Here is a 13751-nt window from a genome sequence, read left to right as displayed (position 1 = left end):
AACCCAGTTCGCCTCAGCCCGCCGCCTCCTTGCCTAGCCATCGATAAGTGAACCCACCGATCACCGCACCCAGGATCGGCGCGAGCCAGAACATCCACAATTGCTGGATCGCCCACCCACCGACGATCAGTGCCGGGCCGGTGCTGCGCGCCGGGTTGACCGAGGTGTTGGTGACGGGAATGGAGATCAGGTGGATGAGGGTCAACGCCAAACCGATGGCTATCGGTGCAAGGCCCGGCGGGGCACGGCGGTCGGTGGCGCCGAGGATGATCAGCACGAACATCGCCGTCATCACCCACTCACAGACAAACCCCGCCGCCATCGAATAACCGCCAGGCGAGTGTTCGCCATAGCCGTTGGAGGCCAGTCCCGACGCCAGTTCGAACCCCGGCTTGCCGCTGGCAATGAAGTACAGCAACGCAGCGGCGATCGTACCGCCGACTACCTGCGCGACGATGTACGCCGGTAACTCCCGGGCCGGAAACCTTCCGCCCACCACCAGCCCCACCGTTACCGCCGGGTTGAGGTGACAACCGCTGATATGCCCGATGGCGAACGCCATGGTCAGCACCGTGAGCCCGAAGGCCAGGGACACGCCCAACAACCCGATCCCGACTGCGGGAAACGCTGCGGCCAACACCGCACTCCCGCACCCGCCCAACACCAGCCAAAACGTACCTAACCCCTCTGTGACTGAACGCTTGAACAAAGACATGCAACCCGTCCTTGATAGATCGCTCTACCGGATCCGTAAATCAGTGATGCTCCCTGCAGATTTACTTCAGCGCCCGTCTGGGCACTGCTGTGAGTACAGCACGGTTATGGCACAAATCCAGGGCTCTGAAGTGGGAGGGGGCTTGCCCCGATGGCGGAATATCAGTCGCTGTATCCGGTGACTGATCTGCCGCTATCGGGGGCAAGCCCCCTCCCACAGGTTGGATTGTTAAGGGTTTGGAAGGGTCAGTCGATACCGACGAAGCCGCCGGTCTGGTGCTGCCACAACCGCGCATACAACCCACCATGGGCCAGCAGTTCGGCATGGCTGCCGCTCTCGGCGATCTGGCCTTTCTCCAGCACCACCAGGCGGTCCATCCGCGCAATGGTCGACAAGCGGTGGGCGATCGCGATCACGGTCTTGCCCTGCATCAGGGTTTCCAGGCTTTCCTGGATCGCCGCTTCCACTTCCGAGTCCAGCGCTGAGGTGGCTTCGTCCATGATCAGGATCGGCGCATCCTTGAGCAGTACGCGGGCGATGGCGATACGTTGACGCTGCCCGCCGGAGAGTTTCACCCCGCGCTCACCCACGTGCGCGTCCAGCCCGGTGCGGCCTTCGGAGTCCGACAGCAAGGGGATGAACTCATCCGCGCGCGCCTTGTGCACGGCGGCCCAGAGTTCTTCGTCGGTAGCGTCCGGTTTGCCGTACAGCAGGTTGTCGCGGATCGAGCGATGCAGCAGCGACGTGTCCTGGGTGATCATGCCGATCTGCTCGCGCAAGCTTTCCTGGGCGACGTCGGCGATGTTCTGGCCGTCGATCAGGATGCGCCCGCCTTGCAGGTCGTACAGGCGCAGCAGCAGGTTGACCAGGGTCGACTTGCCCGCACCGGACGGGCCGATCAGGCCGATCTTTTCACCGGCCTTGATCTCAAGGTTGAGGCCGCCAATGATCCCGCTCTTCTTGCCGTAATGGAAATCCACCTGCTCAAAACGCACTTGGCCACGGGGCACGCTCAGGCGCGGGGCGTTATCGCGGTCGATCACCGCCAGCGGCTGGGCGATGGTCTTCAGGCCATCCTGCACCTGGCCGATGTTTTCGAAAATGCCGTTGACCACCCACATGATCCAGCCGGACATGTTGACGATACGGATTACCAGGCCTGTAGCCAGGGCAATCGCACCAACGGAAATCATCGACTGCGTCCACAACCACAACGCCAGGCCGGTGGTGGTCACGATCAGCAGGCCGTTCATTGTGGTGATCACGATGTCCATGCTGGTCACCACGCGGCTGGCCAACTGGGTTTTTTCGGTCTGCTCGATGATCGCTTCCTTGGCGTACTCCTGCTCATAGCGGGTATGGGCGAACAGCTTCAAGGTGGTGATGTTGGTGTAGCCGTCGACGATGCGGCCCATCAATTTGGAGCGCGCCTCGGAGGAAATCACCGAGCGCTCCTTCACCCTAGGTACAAAGTAGCGCAGCGCCAGGCTGTAGCAGAGGATCCAGGTCACCAGCGGGATCATCAGGCGCCAGTCGGCCTCGGCAAACAGCACCAGGGAACTGATGGCGTAGATCGCCACGTGCCAGATCGCATCCACCGCGGCCACGGCGGAGTCGCGCAGCGAGTTGCCGGTTTGCATGATGCGCTGGGCAATACGTCCGGCGAAGTCGTTCTGGAAGAAATTCAGGCTCTGCTTGAGCACGTAGCTGTGGTTCTGCCAGCGGATCAGGCTGGTCATGCCGGGGCTGATGGTCTGGTGCACCAGCAGGTCATGCAGGGCGCCGAAGATGGGGCGCAGCAGCAGGGCGACCACGGCCATCCAGATCAGCTCGGTGCTGTGAACCTGAAAGAAGTTGGCCGGTGGCGTGCCCTGGGCCAGGTCGATGATGCGACTCAGGTAGCTGAACAGCGCCACTTCGATCAGCGCACCGATCAGACCCACCACCAGCAAGGCAGCAAAATGCGGCCAAACCTGGCGCAGGTAGTAGAGGTAGAAAGGCAGGACTTTATCAGGCGGGGCGGCGCTCGGGGCGTCGCGGAAGATGTCGATCAGTTGTTCAAAGCGACGATAGAGCATTCAGTTTGACGCCCGCCGTGCGGGCTCTCCTTTTACAAATGCGCGCGCGGCCTTGTGGGCTGCGCACGGAGCTGCCTGCCAGGCATCAGTCGATGCGCTTGGCCGACTTGATCAGGACAGGATCGATTGGCACGTTCTGCATGCCCTGCTTGGTGGTGGTCTGGGAGTTGACGATGATGTCGACCACATCCATGCCCTTGACCACTTTGGCGAACACGGCGTAACCGGCATCGCGGCCTGGGTCGAGGAACGCATTGTCGGCGACGTTGATGAAGAATTGGCTGGTGGCCGAATTCGGGTCATTGGTGCGCGCCATGGACAAGGTGCCACGCACGTTATGCAGGCCGTTGCTGGCTTCGTTCTTGATTGGCGCGTCGGTCGGCTTCTGCGCCATCTGCGCGGTGAACCCGCCGCCCTGGACCATGAAGCCCGGAATTACACGGTGGAAAATCGTGTTGGTGTAGAAGCCCTTGTCGACGTAGGCCAGGAAGTTCTTGGTGCTGATTGGCGCCTTGACCGGATCCAGTTCGATCTCGATGTCGCCGTTGGTGGTGGTGATCAATACGTGGGGCGCCTTGGCGGGCTCGGCGGCCATCAGGTTGGCGGCGAACAGAACAGAACCGGCAAAGAAGGCGATTTTTTTCAGCATGGGTCAGTGATCCTGGTTAGTGGTTTCGACTGTCTTTAGAAAATCGAGCAAGGTTGCGTTAAAGACTTCGGGTTGGTCCAAGGGCGTGGCATGGCGGGAATCTTCTATCACCACCAGTCGCGCATCGGGCAGCAGTTTTACATAGTTTTGTTTCTGCGCCACAGGGGTGTAGTCGTGGTCGGCGCTGATGACCAGGGTTGGACAGGTGATCCGCGAAAGTCGTTCCTGCACGCCCCAGCCCACAATCGCATCGAAGCTGGCGAGATAAGCACGTTTGTCGTTCTTTGCCCAGCGCTCGGCCATCTTGCGGCGCAGCTCGGCCTGGTGCGGTTTGGGGAAGAGCCGCTCGCCCAGCGCCTTGCCGATCGTGGACAGGCTCAGCAAGCGTGCCAGGCTCCAGCGCTTGGCCCACTGCCAGTAATCATCGGCACTGCGCACCTTGACCTCGGGCGCGCTGTTGACGATGCACAGGCTTTTGACCCGCGCGGGTTCGTCCACGGCCAGTTGGAAAGCGATCATGCCGCCCATGGACAAGCCCACCACGTGGGCCGGTGGCAGGTCCAGGTGTTCGAACAAGGCAATCAGGTCGTAGGTAAAACCCTGGATGCTGTAGCGTTCGCGCGGTTTGTCCGAGCGGCCGTGACCACGCACGTCCACCACGACCAGGCGGTAATGCCGGGCCAGTACTGGGATCTGCAATTCCCAATCCTGGCTGCTGGAGCCCAGGCCGTGGATCAGCACCAGTGGCGTGCCGTGACCATATTCCTCGTAGTGCAGGCTGCATCCTTCATGGTCGAACCAGGCCATGGGCGAACTCCGTTTCAGGCTTGCCGGGGGGCGGCGAAAGGCGCGTCCAGCGGTGCGGTATCAAAGGTGCGCAGCAGTTCCACGAGGATCTGCGTGGCAGGCCCCAAGGGTTTGTCCTTGTTTGAATACAGGTAGAACGTGGGGTGGCGGCTGCCGCCCTGTTCCAGGGGCAGTTGCTTGAGCACGCCCTCGGCAAGTTCGCGCTCGATCATGTGCCGGGGTAACCAGGCAAAGCCCAGGCCGCTGCCGACAAAGGCGGCGGCGGTGGCCAGGCTGCCGACGGTCCAGCGCTGCTCGGCGCCGAGCCAACCCACATCGCGCGGTTGCTGGCGGCCGGAGTCGCGGATCACCACCTGCATCTGGCTTTCCAGGTCCTGGAAGCTCAGCTCGCGGTTCATGCGGTGCAGTGCATGCTCCGGGTGGGCCACGGCGACAAACTCCACATCGCTCATTTCCGTACCGAGGTAGCCGGGTATGCTGAACCCGCAGATCGCCAGGTCGGCCACGCCTTCCATCAGCAACTCTTCTACGCCCGACAGCACCTCTTCACGCAGGCGCACGCGGCAGCCACGGCTTTGCGGCATGAATGCGGTGAGGGCGCGAACCAGACGCGCATTGGGGTAAGCCGCATCCACCACCAGGCGCACTTCGGCTTCCCAGCCCTGTTCCATGTGGTGGGCAAGGTCTTCCAGCTGGCTGGCGTTTTTCACCAGTTGTCGGGAGCGACGCAACAGCACTTCACCGGCGTCGGTGAGTACCGCCTTGCGCCCGTCGATGCGCAACAGCGGTACGCCAAGCTGGTCTTGCATGCGGGCCACGGTGTAGCTCACCGAAGACTGCGAACGGTGCAGTGCTTCGGCCGCCTGGGCGAAGCCGCCATGGTCGACTACGGCTTGCAGCGTGCGCCATTGATCGAGGGTAACGCGGGGCGCTTTCAAGATGGGCTCCTCTTGTCCTAAGCTGGCTGTCCTTATTGGAGACTGCCGAATGAGAAAATTCTGTTGTGTGTTGCTGGCGCTGCTGCCGATGAGCGCGTTTGCCTACCCCATCGACGTGACCAAGAAGATCGACGGTGTGAGCATCGATTACACCGCCTCCGACGTGGACGGCGATATCAGCTCGATCCAACTCAATAACTACGGCACCCACGATGCTGTGTGCTCGGTGACCTTCACCAACGGCCCGGAATCGCCGCGTCGCCGTACGGTCACGGTGCCGGCGGGCAAAAGCACCAACACCACGGTCAAGTTCAACCGCGCGATTATCAAGATGCGTATCGCCCTGGCCTGCACGCCGAAATAACCCGAGAGCGGAGCATGCTCCGCCTATAAACAAGTTTATAGATGGGTTATAGCAGTTTTTTGCGCTTTTTAATCGAATTGGCTCGATTTAATCTTCACTCCATCGACTTACAGCAATTACAGATGGAGCCTACAACGCCATGTCCAATGTTCTGATCATCGAAAGCAGCGCTCGCCAGCAGGATTCGATTTCCCGCCAACTGACCCAACAGTTCATCAGCCAATGGCAGGCCGCCCACCCGGCAGATCAGATCACCGTACGTGACGTGGCCCTCAACCCGGTCCCGCACCTGGATGCCAACCTGCTCGGTGGCTGGATGAAGCCGGCGGATCAGCGCAACGCCGACGAACAGGCTTCGCTGGATCGTTCCAACGCATTGACCGATGAGTTGCTCGCCGCCGATGTCCTGGTGATGGCCGCGCCGATGTACAACTTCGCCATCCCCAGCACCCTTAAAGCCTGGCTGGACCACGTGTTGCGTGCCGGTGTGACCTTCAAGTACACCGCCACCGGCCCCCAGGGCCTGCTGACCGGCAAGCGCGCCATCGTGCTGACTGCTCGCGGCGGCATCCACACCGGCGCCAGCTCCGATCATCAGGAACCGTACTTGCGTCAGGTCATGGCCTTCATCGGGATTCACGACGTCACCTTCATTCATGCCGAAGGGGTGAACCTGAGCGGGGACTTCCAGGAAAAGGGCATCAACCACGCTAAAGCGCTGCTGGCTCAGGTGGCTTGATCCTTTAATCGTCACATAATCGCGCAGTGTTTATATCGCTCCACGCCAACCCTTCAAGTACGCGTAACGAACCTCCCTTTGCACTTTTGCTCCTGAGTGCTACCGCCCGACTGACGCTTTAGCGAGGTCGGGTTTTTTTTGCCCCGAGTTTCTTCAACCGTCGAAAACCTTTAATGTCCCGCCCATTCGAAACGAGGCGCGCATGGGCTATTTACTGGTTGTCACCCTGATTCAGGCATTTTCCTTCAGCTTGATCGGCGAATACCTCGCCGGTCACGTCGACAGCTACTTCGCCGTGCTGGTGCGCGTGCTGCTGGCCGGGCTGGTGTTCATCCCGCTGACCCGCTGGCGCTCGGTGGAGCCGGCCTTCATGCGCGGCATGCTGGTGATCGGCGCATTGCAGTTCGGCGTGACCTACGTGTGCCTGTACCTGAGCTTTCGCGTGCTCACGGTGCCGGAAGTGTTGCTGTTCACCATTCTCACGCCGCTGCACGTGACCCTTATCGAGGACGCCCTCAACCGTCGCTTCAACCCCTGGGCGTTGGTCGCCGCACTGGTGGCGGTAGCGGGCGCCGCGGTGATTCGCTTCGACCAGATCACCCCGCACTTCCTTGGCGGCTTCCTGCTGCTGCAACTGGCCAACTTCACCTATGCCGCCGGGCAAGTGATGTACAAACACCTGGTGGCGCGCTACCCGAGCAATCTGCCGCACTACCGGCGTTTCGGTTACTTCTACCTCGGCGCATTGCTGGTGGTGTTGCCGGCGTTCCTGCTGTTCGGCAAGGCCGACTTTCTGCCGGAGGCGCCGCTGCAATGGGGCGTGCTGGTGTTCCTCGGCCTGGTCAGTACGGCGCTGGGCATGTATTGGTGGAATAAAGGCGCCTGCCTGGTGCAGGGCGGCACCCTGGCGGTGATGAACAACCTGCATGTGCCGGTGGGGCTGCTGTTGAATTTGCTGATCTGGAACCAGCATGAACCGCTGGGGCGGTTGGCGTTGGGTGGGCTGGTGATTCTGGGGGCGGTGTGGATCAGTCGGTTGGGGGGGCGCAAACAGCCGATACTGCGCTGACCCCCTTGTGGGACTCGTGTCAGGCAGATTTGTTTTCCTGCGTTGGCAAATGACTGGCGCCGAGCAAGGCCGGTAGCAGCCCAGTACGTAAGTCATTACCACTCGGCTGCTGATACAAACTCAAGCCAAACTCCGGCAACACCGCCAGCAGGTAATCAAAGATATCCCCCTGGATTCGCTCGTAATCCGCCCACGCCGTGGTGCGGGTGAAGCAGTAGATCTCCAGCGGCACGCCTTGGGCGGTGGTCTGCATCTGGCGCACCATGCAGGTCATGTTCGGTTGGATGTCCGGGTGGCTTTTCAGGTAGGCCAGGGCATAGGCGCGGAAGGTGCCGAGGTTGGTCATGCGACGGCGGTTGGCCGACAGTTGCGCGCTGTGCCCCTGGGCTTCGTTCCAGGCCTTGAGTTCGGCCTGTTTGCGCCCGATGTAGTCAGTGAGCAGGTGCACCTGGGTCATGCGCAGTTCTTCGTCGTCGCGCAGGAACCGCACGCCGCTGGCGTCGATGAACAGGCTGCGCTTGATGCGGCGCCCGCCGGAGGCCTGCATGCCGCGCCAGTTCTTGAACGACTCGGACATCAGGCGCCAGGTGGGGATGGAGACGATGGTCTTGTCGAAGTTCTGCACTTTGACCGTATGCAGGGTGATATCGACTACATCACCGTCTGCGCCGACCTGAGGCATCTCGATCCAGTCGCCGACCCGCAGCATGTCGTTGCTGGTCAATTGCACGCTGGCGACGAACGACAGCAGCGTGTCCTTGTACACCAACAGGATCACCGCCGACATCGCACCGAGACCCGAAAGCAATAACAGCGGTGAACGGTCGATCAAGGTGGCGACGATAATGATCGCGCCAAACACGAACAGCACCATCTTCGCCAACTGCACATAGCCCTTGATCGAGCGGGTACGCGCATGTTCGGTGCGGGCGTAGATGTCCAGCAAGGCATTGAGCAGGGCGCTGATGGACAGCACCAGGAACAGGATGCTCAGCGCCAGGGCCACGTTGCCGATGAACAGGATGGCGGTCTTGCTCAGGTCCGGCACCAGGTACAGGCCGAACTGGATCACCAGTGATGGCGTCATCTGGGCCAGGCGATGGAAGACTTTGTTGTGCCGCAGGTCGTTGAGCCAGTGCAGAGACGGTTGCCGGCCAAGTAGTTTGACGGCGTGAAGGATGAGGTAGCGCGCCACGCGTCCGAGCACCAGGGCGACCACCAGCAACACCAGCAAGCCGAGGCTGGCGTGCAGCAGCGGGTGTTCATCGAGGGCGCCCCAGAGGTCCTGGGCGTTGAGCCAGAGCTGTTTGATATCCATGGGTGAAACCGATTCTTCTGTGGGACAAGACGGGGCGATTAGAGCATTTAAGTGCAACAAAGTTGACGTCATGGACAAATGCCCTGACAAAAAAGCGGCTTAATAGCACCGTTCACGTAAAGAAACTCGGTTTGGGCGCCCGAAACCGGTAACCTATGCAGCTGATTTTTTGTATTTCTTCGAGGTAGCACCCGTGTTTTCCCAATTCGCCCTGCACGAACGCCTGCTCAAAGCCGTGGCCGAGCTTAAATTTGTCGAGCCTACGCCTGTGCAAGCAGCGGCCATCCCGCTCGCGCTCGAAGGGCGTGACCTGCGGGTGACAGCTCAAACCGGGAGTGGCAAGACCGCCGCTTTCGTCCTGCCTGTACTGAACCGCCTGATCGGCCCGGCCAAAGTGCGTGTCAGCATCAAGACCCTGATCCTGCTGCCGACCCGCGAGCTGGCGCAGCAGACGTTGAAGGAAGTGGAGCGCTTCTCGCAGTTCACCTTCATCAAGTCCGGCATCATTACCGGCGGTGAAGACTTCAAGGTCCAGGCCGCCATGCTGCGCAAGGTGCCGGATATCCTGATCGGCACCCCGGGCCGCATGATCGAGCAACTCAACGCCGGCAACCTGGACCTCAAGGAAGTCGAAGTGCTGGTGCTGGACGAAGCCGACCGCATGCTCGACATGGGCTTTGCCGACGACGTGCAGCGCCTGGTGGGCGAATGCGTCAACCGCCAGCAGACCATGCTGTTCTCCGCCACCACCGGCGGTTCCACCCTGCGCGAGATGGTCGCCAAGGTGCTGAACAACCCTGAGCACCTGCAGGTCAACAACGTCAGCGACCTGAACGCCACCACGCGCCAGCAGATCGTCACCGCCGACCACAACGTGCACAAAGAACAGATCCTCAATTGGCTGCTGGCCAACGAGACCTATCAGAAAGCCATTGTGTTCACCAACACCCGCGCCGCCGCCGACCGCATCTACGGCCGCCTGGTGGCCCAGGAATACAAGGCGTTCGTGCTGCACGGCGAGAAAGACCAGAAGGACCGCAAGCTGGCCATCGACCGCCTCAAGGCCGGCGGCGTGAAGATCCTGGTGGCCACCGACGTTGCCGCACGCGGCCTGGACGTGGATGGCCTGGACCTGGTGATCAACTTCGACATGCCCCGCAGCGGCGACGAATATGTGCACCGTATCGGCCGTACCGGGCGTGCCGGCAATGATGGCCTGGCCATCTCGCTGATCTGCCACGGCGATTGGAACTTGATGTCGAGCATCGAGCGCTACCTCAAGCAGTCGTTCGAGCGCCGCACCATCAAGGAAGTCAAAGGCACCTACACCGGGCCGAAGAAGGTCAAGGCATCGGGCAAGGCCGTTGGTGTGAAGAAGAAAAAGACCGACGCCAAGGGCGACAAGAAGAAAACCGGCGCCAAGTCGCCGACCAAGCGCAAGATCGCCAACCGGCCGAAGACCGACAACCTGTCGCTCGTCAGCAAGGACGGCATGGCACCGCTCAAGCGTCGCAAGCCGGAAGCCCCGGCTGCCGAGTAAGGCTTGGGTGATGTGAAAAAACCGGACGATTGTCCGGTTTTTTTATGGCCTCAGTTTTTGGCTTTGGCGGCGGCTTCCTTGAGTTCCTTGAGCCGGGCGTCGATCAATTGACATTTGTCGGGGAACTCCGCGCTTTCTGTATCCAGGTCCATCTTCTGCAGCTCGTCGTTCATCTCCTTGGCCATGGTCGGGTTCTGTTCCGTCAGTTTGGCCACTTCCTGGGCCAGTTGCTCGCGCTTGGTAGTGGCTTCGTCGGGCGTACAGGCCCAGGCGGGCAGGGCGCTCACCAACGCGGCCGCGACGGCCAGGTTCATCAGGGTTTTCATGGGCACACCTCCTTGGTGGTTATGAGGTGTTGAGGCCGCGAACGTCTGGAAAGTTCAGAGAAATGACGTCTGTCTATTGAGCTGAACGGCGGCGGACAGGGCGTGTCACACCTCTAGACAGGCTACTTTCCACCCGCCTGCAGGAGGAATCAGGATGACGACTTACAACTGGGATCTGATCGAACGTCTGCTGCACGAAGTGCAGAACGGCGAAGGCAGCTTCGCCCCGCGCAAATATGCCGAGCAGGAAGCGGCCGAAAAGGCCACGGCGGGCGAGTCCACTGGCAATCTGGACGCGCTGAAAAAGACTGCTGCCGATTATGAAGCGCTGCTGTTCAAGCGTGGCTTTATTGAGTCGCGTCCCGAAGAAGAGGGCGGAAATGGTGAGAATTTCATCCTCACCCCGCTGGGCGCGCAGCTTTTGGCGCTGATCGACAGCTCGATTCCGGGCAATGACCACCCGCGCCAGGTACTCGACGAACAGGCGGATGCGCTGGACCCGGCGACCTTTGCCGAGGTGGCCTCCAAGGCGCAGATCGCGTGATCCCCATCACGCCCCGGCACTGTCGCAAAGCCGGGGCGAAACTGTCAGATCGGTAATCTGCCGCTAAGCTGGCTGACAGCCGGCCGTGCCTAATCTGCTGCCATTCAACTCATGGAATTGAATCGGCATGCACTCCACAACCACCCGACGTACCTTCGTCAAAGGCCTGGCTGTCAGCGGCTTGCTCGGCGGATTCGGGCTCTGGCGCAGCCCGGTCTGGGCGCTCACCAGTCCTGGCCAACCCACCGTGCTGGCGGGCACCGAATTTGATCTGTTCATTGACCAGACGCCGGTCAACCTCACCGGTCGCAACCGCACCGCGCTGACCATCAACGGCAGCCTGCCTGGCCCTTTGCTGCGCTGGCGCGAAGGCGACACGGTCACCGTGCGCGTGAAGAACCGCCTGGCCGAGCCGACGTCGATCCACTGGCACGGCATTCTGCTGCCGTCGACCATGGACGGCGTGCCCGGCTTGAGCTTCAAGGGTATCGAGCCGGGTGGGGTGTTTGTCTACCAGTTCACGCTCAAGCAGCACGGCACCTACTGGTACCACAGCCACTCGGGGTTTCAGGAACAACAGGGCGTGTATGGCCCGCTGGTGATCGAACCGAGGGAGCCCGAGACGTTCACTTACCAGCGTGACTACGTGGTGATGCTATCGGACTGGACCGACGAAGACCCAGTCGCCTTGATGAAAACTCTCAAGAAGCAGTCCGACTACTACAACCAGCACAAGCCCACCGTGGGCGACTTTATCCGGGATGTGGGCCAGCAGGGCTGGTCAGCCACGGCTGCCGACCGTCTGATGTGGGCACAAATGAAGATGAACCCCACCGACCTGGCCGACGTCAGCGGCGAGACCTACACCTACCTGCTCAACGGCCAGCCGCCCGAGCACAACTGGACCGGCCTGTTCCGTGCGGGCGAGACCCTGCGCCTGCGCTTCATCAACGGCTCGGCGATGAGCTATTTCGATGTGCGCATCCCGGGGCTGAAAATGACGGTGATCGCCGCCGATGGCCAGCCGGTGCAGCCGGTGAGTGTCGATGAGTTCCGCATTGCCGTGGCGGAGACCTTCGATGTGCTGGTCGAACCTACTGCAGCCGCCTACACCCTGTTTGCGCAGTCGATGGACCGCAGCGGCTACGCCCGCGGCACGCTGGCCCTGCAAGCTGGGGCAACCGCGCCGGTGCCGGCGCTGGACCCGCGCCCCTGGATCACCATGGACGACATGGGCATGGGCGGCATGAATCACGGCGCCATGGCGGATATGCCGGGCATGGATCACAGCGCCATGTCGATGCAGGCCCATCCGGCCAGCGAGCAAGACAACCCGCTGGTGGATATGCAGGCCATGAGCCCGGTACCCAAACTCGACGACCCTGGTATTGGCCTGCGCAACAATGGCCGCCGTGTACTCACTTACGCCGACCTGCGCAGTACGTTCGAAGACCCTGACGGTCGCGACCCCAGCCGCACCCTTGAGTTGCACCTCACCGGGCACATGGAGAAGTTCGCCTGGTCGTTCAATGGCGTGAAGTTCTCCGATGCCGCACCCTTGCAACTCACGTATGGCGAGCGGGTCCGGCTGGTGCTGGTCAACGACACCATGATGAGCCATCCCATTCATCTGCATGGCTTGTGGAGTGATCTGGAGGATGAAAACGGCCAGTTCCAGGTGCGCAAGCACACCATCGACATGCCGCCGGGCTCGCGCCGCAGCTACCGCGTAACCGCCGATGCGCTGGGGCGTTGGGCCTATCACTGCCATCTGCTGTACCACATGGAAATGGGCATGTTCCGTGAGGTGCGCGTGCATGAATAAGGACGCAAGCATGAGTCATCGTGTTTTATTGACCTTCTTCGGGCTGGTGCTCGCTCCGCTGGCGCAGGCCGACGAGTTCCAGGGCATGAGCCCGGCGACACCGGCGCTCACCGAGAGCCGGACACCGATCCCTGCCCTGACCGATGCTGATCGCGCGGCGGTTTACAAAGCCCCCGGTGGGCACAGGGTTCACGACAGTGGCATCAATTCTTTGCTGCTGATCAACCAGTTGGAATGGCAGGGCGGCGACGGCGCTGGCGCGCTGAACTGGGATATCAAAGGCTGGGTCGGCGGCGATATCGATCGCCTGTGGCTACGCAGCGAAGGCGAGCGCACTGCCGGTCGCACCGAAAGCGCCGAAGTCCAGACCCTGTGGGGGCATGCCATCAGCCCCTGGTGGGACCTGGTGGGCGGCGTGCGCCAGGACTTCAAGCCAGGCGACGGCCAGACCTGGGCGGCGTTCGGCGCCCAGGGCATGGCGCTGTACAACTTCGAAGCCGAAGCCACGTTGTTTGTCGGTGAGGCGGGTCGTACCGCTGCTCGCCTGGAAGGCGACTACGACATCCTGCTGACCAACCAGCTGATCCTGCAGCCGACTGCTGAACTTAACTTCTATGGACGCAACGATCCGCAGCGCGGCGTCGGCTCGGGCCTGTCGGACAGTGAGTTGGGTTTGAGGTTGCGTTACGAAGTGCGCCGTGAATTCGCGCCCTATGTGGGCGTCAGTTGGAACCGCCGCTACGGCCAGACCGCGCAATACGCCCGGGATGAAGGCGAAGACATCAGCCAATGGCGCTGGGCCGTCGGTGTGCGAATGTGGTTCTGACGGTTTACCCATC

14 protein-coding genes are annotated in these 13751 nt (G+C 61.5%); 7 read left to right on the top strand and 7 right to left on the bottom strand.

All coding sequences use genetic code 11. The features are described from left to right. Positions 1–13 precede the first annotated feature (13 nt). The 5 genes from aqpZ to ACZ445_RS22210 form a co-directional block, all read right to left on the bottom strand. Entirely contained in the window at positions 14–715 is a 702-nt protein-coding gene (gene aqpZ, locus ACZ445_RS22230) for an aquaporin Z (RefSeq protein WP_058425364.1), read from the bottom strand. Positions 716–960: 245 nt separating this feature from the next. Continuing rightward, positions 961–2793, bottom strand: coding sequence for an ABC transporter ATP-binding protein (locus ACZ445_RS22225; RefSeq protein ID WP_058425363.1), 1833 nt, complete (start codon positions 2791–2793; stop codon positions 961–963). A gap of 85 nt (positions 2794–2878) precedes the next feature. Then, the gene (locus ACZ445_RS22220; protein WP_058425362.1) at positions 2879–3442 is read right to left on the bottom strand and encodes a peptidylprolyl isomerase; all 564 of its coding nucleotides are present in this window, start codon (positions 3440–3442) and stop codon (positions 2879–2881) included. Positions 3443–3445: 3 nt separating this feature from the next. After that, positions 3446–4249, bottom strand: a complete 804-nt coding sequence (locus tag ACZ445_RS22215) for an alpha/beta fold hydrolase (protein ID WP_179040592.1) — start codon at positions 4247–4249, stop codon at positions 3446–3448. A gap of 14 nt (positions 4250–4263) precedes the next feature. After that, positions 4264–5187, bottom strand: a complete 924-nt coding sequence (locus ACZ445_RS22210) for a LysR family transcriptional regulator (RefSeq protein WP_058425360.1) — start codon at positions 5185–5187, stop codon at positions 4264–4266. 49 nt (positions 5188–5236) lie between these two features. Between ACZ445_RS22210 and ACZ445_RS22205 the strand changes: the two genes are divergently transcribed. The 3 genes from ACZ445_RS22205 (at position 5237) to ACZ445_RS22195 (ending at position 7359) form a co-directional block, all read left to right on the top strand. Continuing rightward, on the top strand, positions 5237–5551 hold the full coding sequence (locus tag ACZ445_RS22205; RefSeq protein ID WP_058425359.1) for a hypothetical protein: 315 nt from the start codon (positions 5237–5239) through the stop codon (positions 5549–5551). Between the two features lie 139 nt (positions 5552–5690). Next, positions 5691–6290 (top strand): FMN-dependent NADH-azoreductase, encoded by a 600-nt coding sequence (locus ACZ445_RS22200; RefSeq protein ID WP_179030089.1) that lies wholly within the window; start codon positions 5691–5693, stop codon positions 6288–6290. Between the two features lie 202 nt (positions 6291–6492). After that, the gene (locus ACZ445_RS22195; protein WP_058425357.1) at positions 6493–7359 is read left to right on the top strand and encodes a carboxylate/amino acid/amine transporter; all 867 of its coding nucleotides are present in this window, start codon (positions 6493–6495) and stop codon (positions 7357–7359) included. Between the two features lie 19 nt (positions 7360–7378). Here ACZ445_RS22195 and ACZ445_RS22190 read toward each other — a convergent pair whose 3' ends face one another. Beyond that, positions 7379–8677, bottom strand: coding sequence for a mechanosensitive ion channel family protein (locus ACZ445_RS22190; protein ID WP_058425356.1), 1299 nt, complete (start codon positions 8675–8677; stop codon positions 7379–7381). 193 nt (positions 8678–8870) lie between these two features. Here ACZ445_RS22190 and ACZ445_RS22185 point away from each other — a divergent pair, with 193 nt between their 5' ends. Next, a complete protein-coding gene (locus tag ACZ445_RS22185) occupies positions 8871–10217 on the top strand; it encodes a DEAD/DEAH box helicase (protein WP_025855790.1) in 1347 nt (448 codons plus the stop codon). 50 nt (positions 10218–10267) lie between these two features. On the opposite strand, the gene ACZ445_RS22180 is transcribed toward ACZ445_RS22185, so the two are convergent. Beyond that, the gene (locus ACZ445_RS22180; protein ID WP_058425355.1) at positions 10268–10543 is read right to left on the bottom strand and encodes a hypothetical protein; all 276 of its coding nucleotides are present in this window, start codon (positions 10541–10543) and stop codon (positions 10268–10270) included. A gap of 154 nt (positions 10544–10697) precedes the next feature. Between ACZ445_RS22180 and ACZ445_RS22175 the strand changes: the two genes are divergently transcribed. The 3 genes from ACZ445_RS22175 to ACZ445_RS22165 all read left to right on the top strand — a co-directional run bounded on the left by ACZ445_RS22175 (position 10698) and on the right by ACZ445_RS22165 (position 13738). Then, on the top strand, positions 10698–11087 hold the full coding sequence (locus tag ACZ445_RS22175; protein ID WP_015885270.1) for a hypothetical protein: 390 nt from the start codon (positions 10698–10700) through the stop codon (positions 11085–11087). A 127-nt stretch (positions 11088–11214) separates the two neighbouring features. Further along, positions 11215–12912: a copper resistance system multicopper oxidase gene (locus ACZ445_RS22170; protein WP_058425354.1), complete on the top strand. Its 1698-nt coding sequence runs from the start codon at positions 11215–11217 to the stop codon at positions 12910–12912. Between the two features lie 10 nt (positions 12913–12922). Beyond that, a complete protein-coding gene (locus ACZ445_RS22165) occupies positions 12923–13738 on the top strand; it encodes a copper resistance protein B (RefSeq protein WP_058425353.1) in 816 nt (271 codons plus the stop codon). Positions 13739–13751 lie beyond the last annotated feature (13 nt).

Source organism: Pseudomonas allii (genome assembly GCF_055380095.1).
Note: the sequence above shows the minus strand (reverse complement) of the source record. Positions and strands in the feature narration are given on the sequence as shown.

Coding starts and splice junctions, on each gene's coding strand:
- ACZ445_RS22180 (WP_058425355.1), bottom strand. CDS start 10,543: ATGAAAACCCTGATGAACCTGGCCGTCGCGGCCGCGTTGGTGAGCGCC.
- aqpZ (WP_058425364.1), bottom strand. CDS start 715: ATGTCTTTGTTCAAGCGTTCAGTCACAGAGGGGTTAGGTACGTTTTGG.
- ACZ445_RS22170 (WP_058425354.1), top strand. CDS start 11,215: ATGCACTCCACAACCACCCGACGTACCTTCGTCAAAGGCCTGGCTGTC.
- ACZ445_RS22195 (WP_058425357.1), top strand. CDS start 6,493: ATGGGCTATTTACTGGTTGTCACCCTGATTCAGGCATTTTCCTTCAGC.
- ACZ445_RS22220 (WP_058425362.1), bottom strand. CDS start 3,442: ATGCTGAAAAAAATCGCCTTCTTTGCCGGTTCTGTTCTGTTCGCCGCC.
- ACZ445_RS22205 (WP_058425359.1), top strand. CDS start 5,237: ATGAGAAAATTCTGTTGTGTGTTGCTGGCGCTGCTGCCGATGAGCGCG.
- ACZ445_RS22200 (WP_179030089.1), top strand. CDS start 5,691: ATGTCCAATGTTCTGATCATCGAAAGCAGCGCTCGCCAGCAGGATTCG.
- ACZ445_RS22165 (WP_058425353.1), top strand. CDS start 12,923: ATGAGTCATCGTGTTTTATTGACCTTCTTCGGGCTGGTGCTCGCTCCG.
- ACZ445_RS22190 (WP_058425356.1), bottom strand. CDS start 8,677: ATGGATATCAAACAGCTCTGGCTCAACGCCCAGGACCTCTGGGGCGCC.
- ACZ445_RS22215 (WP_179040592.1), bottom strand. CDS start 4,249: ATGGCCTGGTTCGACCATGAAGGATGCAGCCTGCACTACGAGGAATAT.
- ACZ445_RS22225 (WP_058425363.1), bottom strand. CDS start 2,793: ATGCTCTATCGTCGCTTTGAACAACTGATCGACATCTTCCGCGACGCC.
- ACZ445_RS22175 (WP_015885270.1), top strand. CDS start 10,698: ATGACGACTTACAACTGGGATCTGATCGAACGTCTGCTGCACGAAGTG.